General features: G+C 28.7%; 21 protein-coding genes. 8 read left to right on the forward strand and 13 right to left on the reverse strand.

Annotated elements, in window-relative coordinates; all coding sequences use genetic code 11:
- The 5 genes from SVN78_01245 to SVN78_01265 all read right to left on the reverse strand — a co-directional run.
- A partial coding sequence (locus SVN78_01245) for a radical SAM protein (GenBank protein MDY6820232.1) occupies positions 1-411 on the reverse strand: 411 nt, incomplete at its 3' end.
- 4 nt (positions 412-415) lie between these two features.
- Positions 416-1174, reverse strand: a complete 759-nt coding sequence (gene tatC, locus SVN78_01250; GenBank protein MDY6820233.1) for a twin-arginine translocase subunit TatC — start codon at positions 1172-1174, stop codon at positions 416-418.
- Entirely contained in the window at positions 1155-1499 is a 345-nt protein-coding gene (tatB, locus tag SVN78_01255) for a Sec-independent protein translocase protein TatB (protein MDY6820234.1), read from the reverse strand. Before tatB ends, tatC begins: the two co-directional genes overlap by 20 nt.
- A 15-nt stretch (positions 1500-1514) precedes the next feature.
- Positions 1515-2462 carry a cysteine synthase A gene (cysK, locus tag SVN78_01260; protein ID MDY6820235.1) on the reverse strand — a complete coding sequence of 316 codons (948 nt, stop codon included), beginning with the start codon at positions 2460-2462 and terminating at the stop codon, positions 1515-1517.
- Positions 2463-2475: 13 nt separating this feature from the next.
- Positions 2476-3765 carry an O-acetylhomoserine aminocarboxypropyltransferase/cysteine synthase family protein gene (locus tag SVN78_01265; GenBank protein ID MDY6820236.1) on the reverse strand — a complete coding sequence of 430 codons (1290 nt, stop codon included), beginning with the start codon at positions 3763-3765 and terminating at the stop codon, positions 2476-2478.
- Positions 3766-3890: 125 nt separating this feature from the next.
- On the opposite strand from SVN78_01265, the gene SVN78_01270 reads away from it, so the two are divergent.
- From SVN78_01270 to ppk1, 6 genes are read left to right on the forward strand one after another with little or no spacing between them, the layout of a single operon-like run.
- Entirely contained in the window at positions 3891-4346 is a 456-nt protein-coding gene (locus tag SVN78_01270; GenBank protein ID MDY6820237.1) for a phosphoglycerate mutase family protein, read from the forward strand.
- A 52-nt stretch (positions 4347-4398) separates the two neighbouring features.
- On the forward strand, positions 4399-5850 hold the full coding sequence (locus SVN78_01275; GenBank protein MDY6820238.1) for a CHAD domain-containing protein: 1452 nt from the start codon (positions 4399-4401) through the stop codon (positions 5848-5850).
- Positions 5847-6602, forward strand: coding sequence for a ParA family protein (locus tag SVN78_01280; GenBank protein MDY6820239.1), 756 nt, complete (start codon positions 5847-5849; stop codon positions 6600-6602). The genes SVN78_01275 and SVN78_01280 overlap by 4 nt, the downstream gene beginning before the upstream one ends.
- Positions 6602-8107 (forward strand): Ppx/GppA phosphatase family protein, encoded by a 1506-nt coding sequence (locus tag SVN78_01285; protein MDY6820240.1) that lies wholly within the window; start codon positions 6602-6604, stop codon positions 8105-8107. The genes SVN78_01280 and SVN78_01285 overlap by 1 nt, the downstream gene beginning before the upstream one ends.
- Positions 8104-9621 carry a hypothetical protein gene (locus tag SVN78_01290; protein MDY6820241.1) on the forward strand — a complete coding sequence of 506 codons (1518 nt, stop codon included), beginning with the start codon at positions 8104-8106 and terminating at the stop codon, positions 9619-9621. The genes SVN78_01285 and SVN78_01290 overlap by 4 nt, the downstream gene beginning before the upstream one ends.
- Positions 9614-11629, forward strand: coding sequence for a polyphosphate kinase 1 (gene ppk1 / locus SVN78_01295; protein ID MDY6820242.1), 2016 nt, complete (start codon positions 9614-9616; stop codon positions 11627-11629). Before SVN78_01290 ends, ppk1 begins: the two co-directional genes overlap by 8 nt.
- Positions 11630-11698: 69 nt before the next feature.
- Here the strand turns inward: ppk1 and SVN78_01300 are convergent, their stop codons facing one another.
- The 8 genes from SVN78_01300 to gspG form a co-directional block, all read right to left on the reverse strand.
- Positions 11699-12421 carry a hypothetical protein gene (locus SVN78_01300; protein MDY6820243.1) on the reverse strand — a complete coding sequence of 241 codons (723 nt, stop codon included), beginning with the start codon at positions 12419-12421 and terminating at the stop codon, positions 11699-11701.
- Positions 12418-12795 (reverse strand): hypothetical protein, encoded by a 378-nt coding sequence (locus tag SVN78_01305; GenBank protein MDY6820244.1) that lies wholly within the window; start codon positions 12793-12795, stop codon positions 12418-12420. Before SVN78_01305 ends, SVN78_01300 begins: the two co-directional genes overlap by 4 nt.
- A 141-nt stretch (positions 12796-12936) precedes the next feature.
- Positions 12937-13932 (reverse strand): hypothetical protein, encoded by a 996-nt coding sequence (locus tag SVN78_01310; protein ID MDY6820245.1) that lies wholly within the window; start codon positions 13930-13932, stop codon positions 12937-12939.
- Positions 13919-14851 (reverse strand): type II secretion system protein GspK, encoded by a 933-nt coding sequence (locus SVN78_01315; GenBank protein ID MDY6820246.1) that lies wholly within the window; start codon positions 14849-14851, stop codon positions 13919-13921. The genes SVN78_01310 and SVN78_01315 overlap by 14 nt, the downstream gene beginning before the upstream one ends.
- On the reverse strand, positions 14848-15579 hold the full coding sequence (locus SVN78_01320) for a prepilin-type N-terminal cleavage/methylation domain-containing protein (protein ID MDY6820247.1): 732 nt from the start codon (positions 15577-15579) through the stop codon (positions 14848-14850). The genes SVN78_01315 and SVN78_01320 overlap by 4 nt, the downstream gene beginning before the upstream one ends.
- A complete protein-coding gene (locus SVN78_01325; protein MDY6820248.1) occupies positions 15545-15943 on the reverse strand; it encodes a prepilin-type N-terminal cleavage/methylation domain-containing protein in 399 nt (132 codons plus the stop codon). The genes SVN78_01320 and SVN78_01325 overlap by 35 nt, the downstream gene beginning before the upstream one ends.
- A 5-nt stretch (positions 15944-15948) precedes the next feature.
- Entirely contained in the window at positions 15949-16398 is a 450-nt protein-coding gene (locus SVN78_01330) for a type II secretion system protein (GenBank protein ID MDY6820249.1), read from the reverse strand.
- 92 nt (positions 16399-16490) lie between these two features.
- The gene (gene gspG, locus SVN78_01335) at positions 16491-16937 is read right to left on the reverse strand and encodes a type II secretion system major pseudopilin GspG (protein MDY6820250.1); all 447 of its coding nucleotides are present in this window, start codon (positions 16935-16937) and stop codon (positions 16491-16493) included.
- A gap of 187 nt (positions 16938-17124) precedes the next feature.
- On the opposite strand from gspG, the gene SVN78_01340 reads away from it, so the two are divergent.
- Positions 17125-18015, forward strand: coding sequence for a hypothetical protein (locus SVN78_01340; protein ID MDY6820251.1), 891 nt, complete (start codon positions 17125-17127; stop codon positions 18013-18015).
- 29 nt (positions 18016-18044) lie between these two features.
- A complete protein-coding gene (locus SVN78_01345) occupies positions 18045-19952 on the forward strand; it encodes a secretin N-terminal domain-containing protein (protein ID MDY6820252.1) in 1908 nt (635 codons plus the stop codon).
- The last annotated feature ends 2 nt before the right edge of the window (positions 19953-19954 follow it).

Consider the following 19954-nt stretch of genomic DNA (forward strand, 5'->3'; position numbering starts at 1 on the left):
GCTAAATCCACCTGTTATTTCAGCATATTTTTCTGCAATGAGTGAGTCAAGGCTTATATTAATTCTATTAACCCCACTTTTTTTCAGTTCCTCTGCATAAAGATGGAGAAGTGAGCCATTTGTTGTTAAAGTTACTTCTTTTATTCCTTGAATAGAGCTTAACTCTTTGATAAAATTGGTTAAATCCTTTCTGACGAGTGGTTCACCTCCAGTTAATCTGATCTTTTCTACTCCAACTTTTGTTAATTCATTAACAATAAATAATAGGTCTTCATATTTTAGTATTTGTTTGTGTTGTAATTGCACAAATTCATTAAAGGGATGGCAATATTTACACTTATAATTGCATCTGTCAGTGATTGAAAGCCTTAAATAGGTATATTTTCTATTATGCCTATCAATTAGTTTCATAAAATTACTCCTTTTTTTTGCTAAATATTTTAGCAACGAAAATGCTTATTTCATATAGAATGATCAATGGAGCAGCCATCATACACTGAGAGATTACGTCAGGTGGTGTTAGTATTGCTGCAGCAATAAATATTAAAAGTATTGCATATCTTCTATTCTTTCTAAGCATATCTGTATTCACAATACCTAATTTTGACAAGAATAAGATAAAAATAGGTAGCTCAAAGATAATGCCAAATGCCAGTATTAATTGCATAAAAAATGTGAGATAAAAACCTATTGAGAGTGTGGCTGTAATATCTCCTGTTGCGTATTTTAAAAAAAACTTAAAACCAAAGGGAAAGACAATATAGTAAGCAAAAGCTGCACCAATGAAGAATAATATTGAAGCAGAAATTACAAAGGAGGCTGCATACTTTTTTTCATGGGTGTATAAACCTGGCACAATAAATTTCCATATTTGATATAATATAAAGGGCATACTGAAAAAAATTGCTGCAAAGAAAGACATTTTAAGCTCTGTTATAAATCCTTCAGTTAGTTTTATTATTGCCAAGGTAGAATCTTTAGGTAAATATCTAACAAGGGGCTCAGATATAAAATTGAATATTATTTCACTCTTCCAATAACACAATGAGAATACAACTATTAGACAAATAAATATTTTTATTAATCTAGATCTTAACTCCTCTAAATGAGCTGTAAGAGGGAGTTTTTCATCCATATATTCGTTATTGTTTGCTTTATTCTCTGCTTGTTGCATCTTTATTATTCTCTTTTTCTTCTTTGTTATTCACTTTTTCTATAGAATTAGAAGCATCCTTCTTCTCATCTTTATCTTTTTTGTCAGTATTTATCTCTTTTTGCCATTTGTCCTTATAGATTTCATCTAAATTTTTACTTCTTTTTTTAGGCACATTATTATTAAGATCTAAATCTACAGAGTCTTTAATGTCTTCAAAGGCTCTTCTAAATTGTGCATAGGCCTTTCCAACCATTTTTGCTACCTCAGGCAATTTGTTGGGTCCTAAAATAATAAGAGCAATTATTAATATTATTAATACTTCAGAAAAACCAAATCCAAACATTGTTTATCCCTTATCCTATAAAAATTTTGGGGTACTTAGATAACGTTCTCCCGTATCAGGTAAAATTATGACAGCATTTTTACTTTTTATGTTATTTTTCTTTAGATATTTTAAAGCTCCATTTAAAGCAGCCCCCGATGATATACCTGCAAAAATACCCTCTTTTTTTATGAGATCTTTAGTGTAATTAAGTGCATCTTCATCGCTAACTGTCACAACATCATCTATTAATGATAAATTCAATGTTTTAGGGATGAAACCTGCACCAATGCCTTGTATAGTGTGAGGCTTTGCTGTAAAAGTTTTGCTATTTAACGAACAAGTAATTGCTGGGCTTTTTACTGGTTCTATTGCAATTATTTCTACAGGTTTTTTACGTATTTTTTTAAGGTATGATGCAATACCAGAAATTGTGCCTCCTGTGCCAACGCCTACAAATATAAGGTCAATATTACCATTTAATGCGCTTTCTATTTCGGGTCCTGTTGTAATCTCATGGATTTTAGGATTAGATGGGTTAGAAAATTGGTCAGGCATATAAAACTTGTTTGGGGATTCCTTGGTTAGGGTCTCAGCTTTTTCAATTGCTCCTTTCATTCCTTTATCTGGTTCAGTTAGTATTAGATTTGCCCCAAAAGCCTTTATAATTTTTTTTCTTTCATCACTCATTGATTTAGGCATTATAATATTTACTTTAATATTTAAACTTGCTCCAACCATTGCAAGAGCAATACCTGTATTTCCACTAGTAGGCTCAACAACTTCCATATCATCTCTTAGTTTGCTAGTCTTTAGTGCATCAGTGATCATTCCGTATGCTATCCTATCTTTAACTGAAAATGATGGATTTCTAGATTCGACCTTTGCATATAGATTATTATCTATAATATTTGAAAATGATCTTAAATAAATTAATGGCGTGTTTCCTATTGATTGATAATATTTGTTATATGTTTTAGCCATTATTTTTATATCTTTAAACTGTACAGTTTAAAGCTTTATCTAGTTCACCTGTAATATCATCGACATTTTCTAATCCTACTGATAATCTAATAAAATCATCGCTAATTCCAGCTTCCTTTTGTTCTTCTTTCGTTAATTGGGAATGTGTTGTACTTGCTGGGTGTATTACTAAGCTCCTTGAATCACCAATATTCGCCAAATGTTTAATCATGCTTATATTATCAATGAATTTTTTTCCTGCCTCATAACCACCTTTTATTCCGAAACCAATTATTCCCCCAAAGTTATTTTTTAGATATTTTTCTGCATTATTATGATCTTTGTGGCTTGTTAAGCCTGGATAATTTACCCAGCTGACATTTTTGTGTTCTTCTAAAAATTTTGCTACCTTTAGAGCATTTTGACAGTGTTTTACCATTCTCAATGGGAGTGTTTCAAGACCCTCAAGGATTAAGAAAGCATTGAAGGGAGAAAGGGCTGCGCCCATATCCCTTAGCAATTGTAATCTAAGTTTCATCGAATAAGAATGCCCTTTTAAGGCAGCTTTTTCATGGTTGCCAAATTTTTCCCAAAATTTTAGTCCGTGATAGGAAGGATCAGGTTTAACAAAGTCATCAAACTTACCATTGGCCCAATTAAAATCACCTTTCTCCACAACTGCACCACCTATGGAAGTGCCATTCCCGCTGATAAATTTTGTTAGTGAATAGACTATTATATCTGCCCCATATTCAAAGGGATTAAATATATAAGGTGATACAGTATTATCTACAATAAGTGGTATATTTAGTGATTTTGCATTACTTGCAATTTTATCAAAGTCACTTACACTATTTCTTGGATTGCCTATAGTTTCTAAATAAAAAGCCTTGGTATTTTCATCTGATGCATTTAAATAGTTGTTAGGGTCAGAGGAGTCTACAAAACGCACATTTATACCAAATTTTGAGAGAGTATATTTAAAAAGTGTAAATGTTCCACCATATAGATTAGTTGATGAGACTATATTATCACCGTTTTTAGCAATGTTTAATATAGCATATGTTATTGCAGCTTGTCCTGAGGCTGTTGCAACTGATGATGTTCCCTTATTTAGTGCTGATAATCTTTTCTCTAATATATCTACTGTAGGGTTGTTAATCCTTGTGTACATAAAGCCAAATTCCTCTAAACCAAACAATTTTGCCGCCTTTTCAGTGCTAGCGAACTGATAACTTGTTGTTTGATATATTGGTGGTGCCATTGCGCCTGTTTTATCTGGCGTATAGCCTTCGTGCAATAATAAAGATTCTATCTTGTGCATAATACCTCCTGAAGCATATTAGATTATTCTATGAATTTTAATATATTTAGCAACAATAATTTTTGATATAATATTGATTATTAAGAAAATATTATATAAATATAATATATAAGGAGCATTACTATATGGATATATATCTTATAAGACATGCCCATGCATTAAATAGAGATGAATGGAGTAAAGATGACTTAAAAAGACCTCTTACAAAAAAAGGGGAAAAGCTAGCTCATAAAGCCTTTAAAAAATTTGTTTCTAAGTTTAAGAAACCTAATATAATTTTTACTTCAGAAGCTGAAAGGTCTGTTAAAACTGGTAAAATATTAAATAAATTTTGTAGTGCTAAATTAATAGTTGATAAAAGATTGAATCCAGGTTCACAGATCAATAACTATCACTCAATAATTACTGAATATGCTAAATATGAAGTTATTTCAATAGTTTCGCATAATCCAGATATACAAAATTTTGTATCTGATTATTTATCTGAAGGAAAGTTAATGATTGTTTTAAAAAAAGGCTCAATTATACACATAAAGGATGGTGCTCTTGTAAATTTAATACAACAAAAAATATTAAGATAAGGAGGTTTGGCTTATATATTATTACTTGATTAAGAATTCTAATAAAAATTTTTTGTCATCTTTAAACAATTTATATACTTTAGAACTTGAGAATAAAAATGAGAATAGCTATGAGATTTTTGATACCTTTGAATATTCATTGTATTTTAAAAATATAATATTATATAAAAAAAATGAAGAGTATATTTTATTTTATACTAAAAAAAATAATACCATTACTTTTGCTAATACACCTTTTAAATTTTGGTGGGATGTCGATGATGCCGAAGTTAGAGGAATTTTAAAAGATATTTTAGGTCCCAGAGCTTTAATTTCACTAAAAAAATTTAAAGGTATTGAGGAAATATATAATATATATGATGCAAATAAGAAAATTTTCTCAAAACTTAGCATATATGAAATTTCTGATTTTAATATTCAAGTTTTATATGTCCATAGGATAAAAGGTTATAAAAAAGAAACAAAAGAGATAAATAAGAAATTAAAAGAAATCTTAAATTTAGACAATATAAAAGCAAGAAATCTGCCAGAACATTTGTTTTCAGCTCTTAATTTAAAAATTACGAGATATTCAAATAAAATAGATATTCAGGTAGAAAGGGATGAGAAAGCATATTTAGCTATTTCGAAGATATTAAAAAAATTACTTTCTATAATAAGAATAAATTTATTTGGTATTTCCAATCAAATAGATTCAGAATTTCTGCATGATTTTAGAGTTTCCCTTAGAAGAACAAGAACAGCCTTAAATCAATTAAAGGAGATATTCAAAGATGAAGAAATAGCAATTTTTAAAGATGAATTCGCTGGTGTGATGAAAAAAACAAACTATTTAAGGGATTTAGATGTTCAATTTTTAACATTAATTGAGTTAAAATATGAGCTATCAGGTGATTTGAATGATGGTCTTACATTAATTTTAGATTATCTAGGCAGTAAAATTAATAAAGAATATAATAAATTGGGAAGATTTCTACAAACAAAAAAGTTCAATACCTTGTTAGAGAAATGGAGTAAATTTTTAGATGATCCTAGTGGTAGTGTGCAAGAATATGGTTATAAGCCAATTGGTGAAATAGCATCATTCTATATTTCTAAGGCATTAAAAAAAGTGGATAGAAGATATCGTATTGCTGTTATTGATTTTAATCCAGTAAATATGCATAAATTAAGGATTGCATGTAAAAAACTGAGATATGTATTAGAGTTTTTTAATCCTATTTATAGGGAAGATATTTATTCTGATGCAATATCAGCATTAAAAAAATTACAAGATTCACTAGGTTTGTACCAGGATGTTCAGGTACAGAGTAATATGATATATGAAATACTTAAAGATTTAGGCCAGCCAGAAGGTAAGAGCAGTGTTTATTTAGTGGCTGGTTATATTATAAGGTTGTTAGATGAAAAGAAGAAGGAAAGCTCAACTAATTTTTTAGATCATTATGATAATTTTTATACTCTTATAGATAGTAAGAAATTTAAAAAGGTTATTAATTATTGAAGGTTCTTGCAATTAACAGCTTAAAGGGTGGTGTGGGCAAAACTGCTACAGCAGTTAATATAGCATTTCTAGCCTCATGTGATAATTATAGGGTCTTATTGTGGGATTTTGATGTACAATCCTCTGCTTCTTTCTATTTTAGAGTTGAAAATAAGATAAAAGGTAAAACTGAGGATATATTAAAAGAAAAATCCTTTATAAAGAATAATATTAAAGGTAGTAATTACAAAAATTTAGATATAATACCCTCAGATTTTTCTTTGAAGGATATTGATATAGTAATTAATGATACTAAGAAAGCAAAAAAGAAATTTGTAAACAGGTTAGACGAATTAGAAGAAGACTACGATATAGTTATATTTGATTGTCCGCCTGGTTTTAACCAGTTGTTAGAATATATTATCAATATTTCACATTTAATTCTTTTCCCACTTATTCCAACTACCCTTTCAGTTAGAGCATATGACTTATTGGTAGAACATATTAAAAATAATTTTAAGAAAAATGTATTTATATGCCCTTTTTTTACAATGGTTGATCGAAGAAAAAAAATGCATAAAAATACTATGGATGAATTTAGTAAAAATAATAAATATTGCCTTAAGACAACAATACCTTATTCTTCAACAATTGAGTTAATGGGTGAATATAGGGCTCCAGTTGCTATATTTGCTAAACATAGTAAAGCAGATAATTCATATAGAGATCTTTGGGGGGAAATCAAAGAACTTTTGGGAGGTTTTAATTTTTAATGTCAAAAATTGCTGTAATTGATATTGGAAGTAACTCTGTTAGAATGCAGATATCAGAAGTTTTTGGTAAAAGCTACAAAATAGTTGAGGATTATAAAAAAATTTTAAGGATAGGTGATAATGTATTTCAAAAAGGTTTTTTTGACGAAAAATCGGTAGATAATTTAGTTATAGTTTTGAAAAACCTAAAATCACTTATAATTGGAAAAAATGTTGATACTGTTAAAATTGTTGCTACTGCTGCATTTAGAGAAGCAAATAATGCTTTTGACGTTGTGGATAGAGTAAAAAAAGAGATAGATTTTGATATTGAAATTATTCCTGGAGAAAAAGAGGCTTTCTATAATTATTTATCTGCAACTGCAAATTTTCAACTTTCAAAAAATGATGCAGTTGTTGTTGATGTTGGAGGTGGTTCAACAGAGATTTGCATAACAAAGAAAGGTGACTTAATTAAATCAATAAGCTTAGAGGTGGGTTGTTCAAAATTGACTAAATTATTTATAAAGCATAATCCACCTACAATAGAAGAAATATTAAATTTGAAAAGATATATTAATGATAGATTGGAAGGGCTTAATATTAATAGTGATATAGATCTTGTAATATCTTCTGGTGGTACAATGTATAACCTTTCCGAAATGTATTATAAAGAAAAATCTAAAGAAAATGAAGCGGTAAAATATGTTGATAGGAAGTATTTAAAGAAAATGATTAGTTATATGAGCATACATAGTATTGATGAGATAAAAAAACTAGCTGGTATTGAACCGCAAAGGTCTGACATTATGCTTGCGGCTATGATATTTATTGATATTTTATTAGAGAAAACTAGATTGTCTGGTTTTTATACAATGAAAGCAGGCTTAAGGACAGGTTTAACAATAGATACTATTAATAAAATGGGTATTGATTTGCCTTTTCAAAATGGTGAGAGTGTTATCTTTTCAAGGCTTATTGAGATAGGTAACAAATTTAATTTTGAGGAAGATCATGCAAGACAGGTAAATAAACTTGCATTGAGATTGTTTGATTTACTAATGGAGAGATTATCCTTAGATAAAAACTACAAAAACATATTAGAAGCTTCAGCTATTTTACACGATGTAGGAACATTTATTAGTTATTCTGGCCATCATAAGCACTCTTATTATTTAATAAAAAATTCAGAATTACTAGGTTTTTCACCCAATGAGATAGAATTAATTGCAAATATTGCAAGATATCATAGGAGAAGCGTACCAAAACCGACACATAAACCCTACAATGATATGACATATGAAGAAAAGCTGATAACACAGAAATTAGCAGCTATATTAAGGATAGCAGATGGACTGGATAGATCTCATAATGATTTGATTAAGGATATTCATTTAACTGAAGAAGATAAGGCTTTATATATAAAGCCTATATCGAAGAGTAATATTTATCTTGAGATAGAAGGTGCTAATAGAAAAAAGGATTTACTAGAGAATATATTAGGGAAAAATGTAATAATTAAATGAAAAGAGGGATATTTGCTATAATAAATATTGGAGCTTCAGCCTTTAGGATGCTTGTTTGTGAGTATCTTAATGGGCAGGAGAGGTTGCTAGAGTATATGATTAAACCATTGAGTTTAGGAAAGGATACATTTACCAAAGGCTATATCTCACTAGATAATGTGAATAAGGCAACTGTTATATTACGCAATTTTAAACATAAATTAGATGAATATCATATTGGTAAGAATTACCGTGCCCTTTGTACAAGTGGTGTTAGAGAGGCTAGGAATAGATATTTCTTTATAGATCACATAAAGGTTAATACAGGTATAGAATTGAACGTATTAGAACCATCTGATGAAATATATATTAAGTATGTTGGGGTAAAGGGAAAGCTTAAAGCTTTTAAAGAGATGGAGAAAAAGGGGCTTTTGTTTGCGAATGTTTCAAGTGGTAATGTTTCTATTAGTATACATAAAAATAATGTGATGGTTTATTCAGCTGCACTCCCATATGGTAATCTGCGTTTAAATGAAATTTTTCAATATATTTCAGTGGTTAATAGATATAAGGCTTATCAACACTATGTTGCGAATATGTTTTATACAATAAAAAATGCTTTGCCGTCTAAATTTAGCTTTCAGTATGTTGTCTGCTCCGGCAGTTCTATCAATTTATTGTTAGAGGTACTCAAACCAAAAGGGGATTTTTTTAAGAAAAAGGATCTAATGAAAATTTATGATGATATAAAAACAATAGCTGTTGATGATGTTGTAAGATTATATAATATGCGCAGATTAGATGCTGAGATACTCCTTCCAACACTAACAACATATATTAATATGTTATCCTTTACTGGTTTAAACGAAATACATTTTACAAGGGTTAATTTCCCTGCTATGCTTTCAGGTTTTTTTACTAATATATTACGGGATGGTGGTTTAAATAACAGACTCAGAAAGACATTTTTTTATATAGGTGCTAGATTTAACTTTGATAAAAACCATGCTAAGATAGTAACAAAATTTGCTTTAAATATTTTTGATAACATAAAGGCTATACATTCATTGAAAAACAAAGAGAGATTTTTGTTAGAAGCTGCTTCAATTATGCACGAGGTTGGTTATTTTATAAATGCAAGAGATCATGAAGAACATTCTTATCACATTATTAAATCTTTAAGTATGCCAGGTTTATCAAAAGAAAGTATAAATATTATAGCTTTAATCTCATTGTTACACAGGGATAATCCATATATAAGTCATGAAGATAAATTGTATGATCTAAATATTAGTGAAAGATTGATAGTATATAAGCTAGCCAGTATTTTAAAGATTGCTGATTCTCTTGATGCAAGTCATAAAAATATTGTAAGTGATATAGATGTTATTCAAGGTGATGGTAGGCTAAAGATTGTTGCTAGATCTTGGACACATCCTTTTTTAGAGGAGTTGGCCTTTAGTAAAAAATCTAAACTTTTTTTAGAGAATTATGGAATAAAACCTGAATTGGAGATTAAGATTGATTATGAATAATAAATATCCTTTTATTAATAGAGAAATTAGCAATATTCTATTTAACCAACGGGTTTTGTATGAATCAAAGGATTCAAATGTTCCTCTTTTTGAAAAGCTGAAATTTATAGCTATTTTTTCATCTAATATGGATGAATTTTATATGATTAGAGTGGCAGGCTTATTTGACCAGTTAGAGGCTGGATATTCAAAAAAAGATAGATCTGGTATGACCCCAAGGCAACAACTCGATAATATTAAAGAACTAGCTAGCAAGCTTTACAAAGAACAAAGCGATATTTTTGAAAGGTTGGTTGCAGAGTGCAAAAAGCATAATATTATATTTTTTCCAAAGATAGAGGGCAAGCTTTATGATATAGCTGAGGCAATATTTAATGATGAGATTTTTCCTTTGATTTCTCCAATTACTTTATCAGCTGCAAATCCTTTTCCTTTTATATATAATCAGAGATTGTCTATATTTATTGAAATGGAAAAAGATGGCAACATATTCTATTCACTTATTATAATACCTGATAATTTAAAGAGAGTTTTTAAAATAAAAATAGGTAGCTATAACTATATATTAGCTGTTGAGGATATTATTGAGAGATTCTTGGATAGAATATTTTATGGCTATAATATAAATAACAATTATCTTTTTAGAATCACAAGGGATGCAGATTTAAGCGTTGAAGAGGAAGGTGCTGAGGATCTTTTGAAATTAATTGAAAGTGAATTATCAAAGAGGAAAAAAGGTAAAGTTGTTAGGGTTGAATTTGACAAGGAAATGCCTAAAAACATAAGAGATTTTTTAAGGGATAAGATTGTTTTTCAGGATGCTCATATATTTACAATTAAAAGCAAGATTGATTTAACTTTTTTGTTTGATGTTCACGTTGAGAATAAAAAATTTTACTATCCACCTTTTAAACCAGTTTTACCGAAGGATATTCCACTGGATAATGCTATTTTTGATAGGATAAAAAAAGAAGATATAATATTATATAGACCATATAATAATTTTTATCTGATTACTCGATTAATAGAATTATCTGCGTGTGATGATAAGGTGCTCTCAATTAAGATGACTTTATATAGAGCAAATAGAGACTCTAATATAATGAAGAATTTAATAGTAGCGGCAGAAAAGGGAAAACAAGTTAGTGTGGTAATCGAATTGAAAGCTCGTTTTGATGAAGAGAAAAATGTAGAGTGGGCTAAAAGGTTGGAAGAGGCAGGTTGCTTAGTAACATATGGTTTTGTCAATATGAAAATACATACAAAAAATCTTGTAATAGTTAGAAAGGAAAATGATAGAATAGTAAGATATAACCATTTATCAACAGGAAACTATAATGAAAAGACAGCCCTACAATATACGGATATTGATTATTTAACTGCTGATGAAGATGTGGGCTATGAAAATGCACAACTTTTTAACTATTTAATGGGCTATACAGAATATGTTTCTAATAAGAAAAGAATAGTATTGGCCCCAAGGGAGTTAAGGGATAAACTTTTATCACTAATAGATAAAGAAATTTATGAGGCTAAATGTCAGAGGAAGGGGCATATTATTGTTAAGGTCAATTCATTGATTGATAAAATACTTATACAAAAATTGTATGAAGCCAGTCAAAGTGGCGTAAAGATAGAATTAATTGTTAGAGGTATATGTGGAATTATCCCTCAAATTGAGGGTTTGAGTGATAATATAACAGTTAGAAGTATTGTTGGTAGATTTTTAGAACATCCAAGAATACTTTATTTTTATAATGGTGGTGATGAGAAATATTATATTTCAACTGCAGATTGGATGGAAAGAAATATGGATCATAGGGTTGAATCACTTTTTGAGATAATAGATGATAGGGCTAAAAATGTTTTAATGAAAATATTGCAATATAATTTGAGAGATAACTGTAAGTCATGGCAATTAATAAAGAAGGAATATGTAAAAAATAAACCAGTTGATGAAGCCCCTTTTGATCACCAGGACTATTTGACTAAAAACCCCATATTATAGATTTATACATTATTTACAGTGTAGCTTTTTAGCAAAAGTAGTTGGATGTAGATAATTCATGGGTATAGTTTATCTTGTTATAATTGTTGGATTATGGAAGGTTCCTCTAACAAATATATTTTTTGATTGATTATCCATTGTGACTGTTCCTCTAATATTCATTGATGAATATTTTAGATTGTTCTTATTTATAAATATAATGCCATTTGCAGAGGCTTTTAAATCTCCACTTATTTTTAGATTGTTTATTTCAATCTGATCATTTGAGACAAAACTTTTAAAAACTATATTATCGATGTTTATTTTCTTATCTGAAATTGTCAATGCTAATTTATTTGAGTGTATATCAACATTTCCCCTATAGCTTTTAAGGTTTATATTACTTTTAATGTCTAAATTTCCGTTCCATACAACATTTTGTAAGTTTGCATTATTAATGTTCAAATTAATATCAGTCTTTAAATTGTTATTATTGAGATATCCTGTTAATTTCAAATTCTTATCATCAGCTTTTATGGCAAAGTTGTTTGTTATAATTGAAAAAGGGGAGTATTTTATATTTATATTATTAATTTTAATATTATCATTTATTAATATATTGAGTTCTCCTATACTGGATTTAAAAAGAGAACTATTAATGTTTGAATATTGTATAGGTATGTTATAACTTTCTGAAATTTTATTTATAAAATTTGTTATAATAATTTCATAAGGATATAATAAAATAAAAAATATTAAAAATGATATTAAGTAAACAATAATATATTTTAAAATAGATGTTAGGTTGTTCATATTTTTGTGATCTCTAGATATATATCTACTTTTTTTGGATTATCAAACCTTTTGGCTAAATTAAAAACCTCTATTTTGAGATTTGAATATTTTTCCAATTTTGTTAGTATCTCTACGATATCATAAAGGGTTAATTCTTCAATTCTAACTGATACGCCCTCGTTACCAGTACTTGTGGGGTTTGGCCTCAAAGATGTTATGTTATTTTCTAATTTTAGTGATCTGCTAAAGGATTGTATAAAAGAGAGTAAACCTCCACCAACCTGTAACGATCTCTCGTTTGTTTGTAATTTATATCTTTGGTACAACTCATTAGCATTTGTTACTGTTTTTTTTGTATTGGTTATCTCTTCATTTATACTGTCTATTTTCATTTTAAAGGCAATATGTGTAAAAAAAAATAATAATAAGATACATAATAATATCGTAATATTTATTATTATAGTATTGTTTTTCTTAATAAATAAATTTTTAAATCTTCCAAAATCTAAATTTAATTTATCAAAATTCATTATCTATCCTATTCTTATTGAGAATTTGATATACTCTTTTTCCTTATTAGTGTTTAAGATTGTAACATGTTTACCCGTTTCCTTTTCTAGGTTAGAGGTTATTTCTTCTAATGACTTATAATCTTGGGTAATACCATCAAATCTTATTGTATCAAAATTGATATTTATACTATCAATTGTTGTATTATTGTCAACTGCCTTGCTAATTTTATAAATAGTTGGCAGTATAATTTTATTGTTATTGTTATCGCTGTTAACTTTCGACAATAATAGACCAAGAGGATCACTTGAATCTAAAACACCTGCATCTCTATATATCTCAATTAATAGATTATTGTATTTTTCTAACCTATTTTCTAATGTATTTATTTTTATGATTTCCCCAGCAACAAATAAAACATATGCAATAGTTAATAACACTATAGGTATTCTATATTTTTTAAATAACAAAAGGGCATTCTCTTTCTTAATTAACAAATCAATATCTAAGTTTATGTTTTGAAGATTATATATAATATCATCTGCTGTTAATACATTGCCACTATCTTTATTTAAGTGCTTTATCTGCATATTTTCAATTTCGTAGATTATGTTTTTTGTTTTATATGTAAAATTATTATATAAACTTAGCGCTTCTAATAGGGGGGTTGAAATCCTATCAGCTAGTTTAAATAATTCTGTGTATTTATAGGTTAACTCAATTAATTCATTATTTATAATATATATTATGGTTTTATTGTTGATATTAATATATGAAAAATATTTAATTAGTTCCTCAGGGTAGTTAGTAAGCAAGTAGTTTTTTATAATTGCTCGTAATTTTCTTTTATTTGTGGTTGGTAATTCCAAAGAATCATAGAAGAAATAAGAATCATCTATTATTAGCTGAAAAATACTTTCTTTTAAATATTCGATATCAATCTCCTCTAGGTGTTTACTATCTATAATTTTGTAGAATCGATTATCCTTTAAATATATTCTATTACTAGAAGTAGTCATTATTATATCCTTCTATAAACTTATCTATATTTTGCTCTTTTCTATTATAAAGTATGTGATAAGTATAGTTGTTATTAAAAAATTCAACAATGATTTTTATATAATATAGGTTACTTTTTATTGTTAGATAATTAACTGCCTCTACATACTCATCATCTGAAATATAGCTTGCTTTTGTTATATCAGATTTATTTTTATATATATTATTTCTTCTATATTCAATGAAATCACTAGCATAGGAGGCTAAATCTGGTATATATGCTTTTAATGTTTCTTCGCTGCAGAAATTTATATTTAATTTTTTATCTTCTCCTACAGTTGTAAAATAATCTTTTAGTTTTTCATAATCATTAAATGATCCTATATAGGCTAATTCCATAATAGTGTCTAAAGGTTTGTTTTTAATCTTATATATTAAATTGTTTTCATCATAGATGTAATCTTCTCTACCATAATCGGCAGGTTCGTTGTCTTTATCAATCCAATCTTTAATAATGCCAGGTGTTAGAGAATTTATATTTTCTTCTTTGAAAATTTTATCAACAACATCTATGATGTGAAGTGCAAATTCAGTATCTCCTTCAGTGTTTAAAAGATTAATATTAATTTTTGCATTAATTGGTTTGATATCAAATCTTAGGATCCCCTCCTTAAGTTTGATAGGTGGTATATTATACCATATATCCTCTTTTGAGTCATAGGCATCATCATCTAACTCAAAGAGTGTTTTTACTATATTAATAGCACTATTGGCATATAGATAAGCCTGGTTATTATAATATATACTGAAGGTACTTTCATAATTTTTAGTTATATTCTCATTTATTGTAAATGCTAAAGCAACAGAAAAAGATACAATAATTAAAACGTAAACGAGAACACTCCCCTTACTTTTTTTCTCTTTTGCTTGAATTGTCATTCTCTAATTATTTTCCCAGTAGTTATAAGGTAATCTCTATCTTTAATTGTAAATAAAAATCTCATAAGTGTTGGATTTGCTTTGTCTTCTTCAAATTTCTCTCCATTAAATGTGGATATTTCAAATTTATCTATATTTCCAATAAGTCTAAGTTTTTTTTCAAAATCAACATCTTTTTTTCTTTCTTCTCTAACAAAATAGTTATCATCATCGATATAATAAGTAACTCTAACTGGGAAGGCTTTATTAAAAAATATACTATTGTAGGTTAAAAATGTTATTTTTGGGTAATTATTTTCTTCTCTAAGGATTATGTATTGTTTTTTTGTTGCATTATCCGTTACATTATCAGTTGTTTTATCTGTTTCATTGTTAAACAAACTATTATTATTTTCTTTATTTAAACTTAAACTTGTATCATTATTCTCAGTACTATTGTCTGTCTCATTATCAATTTGAGCTATCAATTCTTCCGTAGCTGGCAACATATTCCTAAAATCACTATTTATAATCTTTGTTAAGCCGTTGTAGATTTTAGTTGTTATTAGGCTATCAGTAACATTTGTTTGTGCACTAAATATGCTATTAAACAGAGAATATGAGCCTAATATAATCATTGCACTAATAGCAACAGCAATTATAATTTCTAGAAGTGTAAAGGCTGATATTTTTACATTTTGCAACCGCCTATCTCTATTTGATTTCTGAGATTGTATAGTAATAAACATCTCTTCCTTCTGTTGTAATTTTATTTTCTATAATTTCTAATTTATTAGAAAAATCCTTACTTTTAGCTTTTTCTAGTAGCTCTTTAAGTTCTTTTTCATCAAAAAGTTCTATCTGGTCTGCTTCTTTATCGTAGCTTATACTATGACCCATTATCCTTTCGGCTTCCTTTAAATCCGCTTTTTTAAAATTTTCCTCTTTTAACAAACGTTCAAAGCCAAATTGAAACAAGTACTCTCTATCATTTCTTCTGTTTTCCATTGTTAGTGATATATTTAAAAGGGAATAAACACCTAACATAGATATAGACAAGACCGTAAGTGCAATTAAAACTTCTAGTAAAGTAAATCCATTTATTTTCTTCATTTTGATTAGTTTTTATTACTTTTTTCTACAACTTCCATAATAAGTGGTATTGATTCAATTGAGGCGTGATCACTAAAATTTATTATAAAGTGATCACAGATTCCATTTGGGTAAATGTTGATGTAAAATGTATCTTTATAAGATAGTTCGTCATTTATCTCTACACTTGTGATTGTAGATGGAGTTGGAATATCAATTTCTTCATTGTTGCTATTTGAATTTAATTTTTTTTCAGTTACTTTAGTTAGTGTTGCTTGTGATTTTGAACCCTTCAATACAATTGGTTCTCCTTTTTTATTTGCTTCATCTGTATACTTTTCAAGTGTTTCATTGAAAAAGGCTACTAATTTATTTGGCTCAATAACATTATCAAATATAACAGGAGTAAAGCTCATAAAACCAATTCCTAAGATAACTAACACAATTAATAATTCAATTAATGTAAAAGCTTTCATATTCGGCAGATAATGAATTCATTATATATAATTAAATGAATCCAATAAATAACAATATGTTATTATATAATCATGTTATTATATAAACTATTTTATTTAATTTCATAGTTTTTAATATCAGCATCAAAACCTTCTCCCCCAATTTTGCTGTCAGCACCTAAACAGATTATTTCATAATCTCTTTGTCTTCTTGTGTTTTCTATATATTCTCCAGGCGATCTATAAACGTATTCATTCCCCCAAGGATCTTTTGGGAGTTCTTCAGAATCCAAATATGGCCCATTCCAATTGTTAGGAACTGGTGAGATCTCAGGTTTCTCAATTAAGGCTTGTAAACCTTGATCAGTTGTTGGATACCTCCCTGTATCAAGTCTATACATTTTTAGTGCTGTTTCTAAAGCTTTTATATCTGATTTTGCCTTAACAACTCTAGCTTCATCAGGCTTGCTTATTATTCTTGGCACCAAAAAAGTAGCAAGCAAACCAAGTATTACAATAACTACCAATATTTCAATTAATGTAAATCCTTTGTTTTGCATGGTAATCTCCAAATAAGTTTTTGTAACATTTTAAATTTATTTCTATTGAATTTAAATATACTAAAAATTTATAACTTATCAATATATGTAAGTGAAAAATATATTTTTTTGAATTTTTATTTACTATTGACTTCAAAATGGCAATAGTAATATAAAAGTGATAAATATAAAAAGCAATACATTCATAATGAAGAAGATAATTAGCAAAAAAATATTAGGTAATTTTAATGTTGGTAAAAAAGAAACATTAGCGTTATTTAGTACCATTATATTTGCCTTCAGTAGCGCATATGTTTTAACAATGTTTATTTATAAAAAGCATGATGAATTTATAATTAAGCTGCCAGATAATTTTGGAGAAGTAGACCAAAAAAAGAACGAGATAGATACAGAATTAATCTTAGAAAAGAACCCTCTAAAGATAGATGTTTATAATGAAGCCCGTATGCAAGCTTTAGAAGAAAAAGCCTCTATAGGCTCTATAGAAAAAAATGAAAATGCAGCTAAAAACAGTGAATTTGAGGGAGATCTAGTTGGTATATTGAAAGGAAAAATTAAATCTTATGCATTGATTAGAACAAAGGATAATTTTTATGTTTTATCAGTTGGCGATGTAGCCGATGGAATAAGTGTAGAATCTATAAACTTAAAAGATGTGGTTATCCTGTATGGTGGCAAAAAATATAGATTGTTTTTGGAAGAAGACGGGGAAGAGAATATAGGAGAAATAAGCGAAGAGGATAATAGCGAAGGAGGGACAATAAAGAGGACGGTAAGCAGGAAAGATGTTAAAGAAAATCTTTCAGATATAAATAGCTTAATTAGTACTATGTATATATCCCCATATTATTTAGATGGAAAATTTGTGGGTTATAGAATTGGTAGAATGAGGATGGATGCTTTTCTAAGAAAGGCGGGTCTTGAAAATGGTGATGTTTTAGTGAGAATGAATGGTGAAGAGATAAATACGCCAGAAAAGATGTTTGAGCTTTTTACGAATTGGCAGAATGAATCAGCTGTCACGATTGATATCTTAAGAAGAAATGAGAGAAGAACTATATTAGTTGAAATTAAATAGTTTAGCTTTGGAGGAAAGTTAAAATGCTTATGCTTAGATTGTTGAGAAGATCTGTTATATACTTATTAATATTATTATTAGTATTTATTAATATAGCTATTATAGATTTAGTAGATGCTCAGGAAGTTAAAAAAAGCGATGAAAATTACAATCTTAATTTAAAGAGTTTGACACTTAAGGAATTTGTTGATTTTGTTGCTGAGTTTACTGGTAAAAATATTGTCTATAATGAACAGGACTTAAGAGGAAATGTAACTATATCATCTCAGCAAGATATGTCTAAAAAAGCAATCCTTGAGCTATTCTATGCAACACTTAGGGTAAATAATTTATATGCTGTTGATAGGGGTGAATATATCCAGATCATCAAATATATTGATATGCAAGATTATCCTGATACTTTTGCAAAAACTGTAAGTAAAGACGGTCAAGATATTATTACTACAGTTGTTGTGCTAGAGAATGTTAACTCTACAAGTGTAGCAACAAGCTTTAATAGAATAAAAACACGAACTGGTATTGTAGATGATATAAGAGGGATTAATGCTTTAGTTGTTAGAGATACAGAAGAAAGAGTAAAAAAGATGCTCAATATAATATCAGTGTTAGAAGAAAGGGGAAGGGGCATGCAAGTTTATGCTCTTCCTGTTATGAATACAACTGCAAGTAATATAGAGGCAAAACTAACTAGGTTTTATGGTGATTTAAATAAGCAAGGTTTAACATCACTAACCCCTGCAATAATGGCAGATGACTACTCAAATGTTTTAATTATAGCAGCTACCAAGGAAGACTATAAAAGAATAGAATATATAGTATCAAATGTTGATGTTTCAGGTGCAGCTACTAGAGGGGCACCTAAGGTATATTATCTTAAGAATGCTCAAGCTGAAGATGTCGAAGAGGTTTTAAATAAATTACTTTCTGAGGTTACAACTGAAGAAAAGATTGTTAAATATGCTGTTGCAGCTGACAAGCCAACTAATTCTATCATAGCTATTGGGGATCAGGAATTATATAATAAGGTTGAAACACTGGTTAATAAACTAGATAAGACTAGAAGAGAGGTTTATGTTGAAGCTTTAATAGTTGAGACAACTGTTTCTAAGACTGATGATTTTGGTGTTGAATGGATTGCAATTGGTGAAAGTGGCAATACACTTATTACAGGTGGTTATACAGGGGGTAACATAGGTAGCTACCAAGGTATAGCTTCAGGTGGAGGCGGGACCTCTGGTTCTGTAGGCGGTGAAGGTGGTACATCAGGCGGTGGTGCTTTACCAGGGGGGTTTTCTACTGGTGTGCTAGGTGATACCATAACATATCAGGGGCAAATATTTAGATCAATAACAGCTCTATTTACTGCACTAGCCACTGATAGCGCAATGAATATTATGTCAAAGCCACAGATATTGACCTTAGATAATGAAGAGGCAGAAGTGTTTGTTGGTCAAAATAGACCTTTTGATACAGGACAATCTGTAACCGAAGGAGGTACTTCAATAAGTCAAACTGAATATAGAGATGTTGGTACATCCTTGAAGATTACCCCCTTGATTTCTTCTGCAGATGAGATTACATTAAATATTGAATTAGAAGTAAAGAGAGTGCAACAGGTAGAAGGTTTAGCCGCTACAACTCCTGCAACTATTACAAGAAGAACAAAAACACGTATTAAAATGCCAGATGATTCTATGATGGTCATAGGGGGTATGATAAGTAACGATAGTAATAAAAGGGAGAGTGGGATACCAATTTTAAAGGATATACCTCTAATTGGATGGCTTTTCGGAACCAGTGGTAGTTCAAATGATAAAACAAATCTAATGGTTTTTTTGTCAGCAAAGATAATTGATACAAGGCCCAAGATAGATAATATAACAAAGGAAAAGTTAGAATCTAATAGAGAGTTTAAGAAGGAGTATGATAGTTTTTAAGA

It is taken from the genome of Deferribacterota bacterium (assembly GCA_034189185.1).
Classification (GTDB): domain Bacteria; phylum Chrysiogenota; class Deferribacteres; order Deferribacterales; family UBA228; genus UBA228.

What these genes read in the sequence shown, in the direction of transcription:
- SVN78_01330 (MDY6820249.1), bottom strand. Translation starts at nt 16,398, where the DNA reads ATGAAAGCTTTTACATTAATTGAATTATTAATTGTGTTAGTTATCTTA.
- tatC (MDY6820233.1), bottom strand. Translation starts at nt 1,174, where the DNA reads ATGCAACAAGCAGAGAATAAAGCAAACAATAACGAATATATGGATGAA.
- SVN78_01320 (MDY6820247.1), bottom strand. Translation starts at nt 15,579, where the DNA reads ATGTTTATTACTATACAATCTCAGAAATCAAATAGAGATAGGCGGTTG.
- SVN78_01265 (MDY6820236.1), bottom strand. Translation starts at nt 3,765, where the DNA reads ATGCACAAGATAGAATCTTTATTATTGCACGAAGGCTATACGCCAGAT.
- SVN78_01325 (MDY6820248.1), bottom strand. Translation starts at nt 15,943, where the DNA reads ATGAAGAAAATAAATGGATTTACTTTACTAGAAGTTTTAATTGCACTT.
- gspG (MDY6820250.1), bottom strand. Translation starts at nt 16,937, where the DNA reads ATGCAAAACAAAGGATTTACATTAATTGAAATATTGGTAGTTATTGTA.
- SVN78_01270 (MDY6820237.1), top strand. Translation starts at nt 3,891, where the DNA reads ATGGATATATATCTTATAAGACATGCCCATGCATTAAATAGAGATGAA.
- SVN78_01315 (MDY6820246.1), bottom strand. Translation starts at nt 14,851, where the DNA reads ATGACAATTCAAGCAAAAGAGAAAAAAAGTAAGGGGAGTGTTCTCGTT.
- SVN78_01285 (MDY6820240.1), top strand. Translation starts at nt 6,602, where the DNA reads ATGTCAAAAATTGCTGTAATTGATATTGGAAGTAACTCTGTTAGAATG.
- SVN78_01300 (MDY6820243.1), bottom strand. Translation starts at nt 12,421, where the DNA reads ATGAACAACCTAACATCTATTTTAAAATATATTATTGTTTACTTAATA.
- cysK (MDY6820235.1), bottom strand. Translation starts at nt 2,462, where the DNA reads ATGGCTAAAACATATAACAAATATTATCAATCAATAGGAAACACGCCA.
- SVN78_01290 (MDY6820241.1), top strand. Translation starts at nt 8,104, where the DNA reads ATGAAAAGAGGGATATTTGCTATAATAAATATTGGAGCTTCAGCCTTT.
- SVN78_01345 (MDY6820252.1), top strand. Translation starts at nt 18,045, where the DNA reads ATGCTTAGATTGTTGAGAAGATCTGTTATATACTTATTAATATTATTA.
- SVN78_01340 (MDY6820251.1), top strand. Translation starts at nt 17,125, where the DNA reads ATGAAGAAGATAATTAGCAAAAAAATATTAGGTAATTTTAATGTTGGT.
- tatB (MDY6820234.1), bottom strand. Translation starts at nt 1,499, where the DNA reads ATGTTTGGATTTGGTTTTTCTGAAGTATTAATAATATTAATAATTGCT.
- SVN78_01305 (MDY6820244.1), bottom strand. Translation starts at nt 12,795, where the DNA reads ATGAAAATAGACAGTATAAATGAAGAGATAACCAATACAAAAAAAACA.
- ppk1 (MDY6820242.1), top strand. Translation starts at nt 9,614, where the DNA reads ATGAATAATAAATATCCTTTTATTAATAGAGAAATTAGCAATATTCTA.
- SVN78_01310 (MDY6820245.1), bottom strand. Translation starts at nt 13,932, where the DNA reads ATGACTACTTCTAGTAATAGAATATATTTAAAGGATAATCGATTCTAC.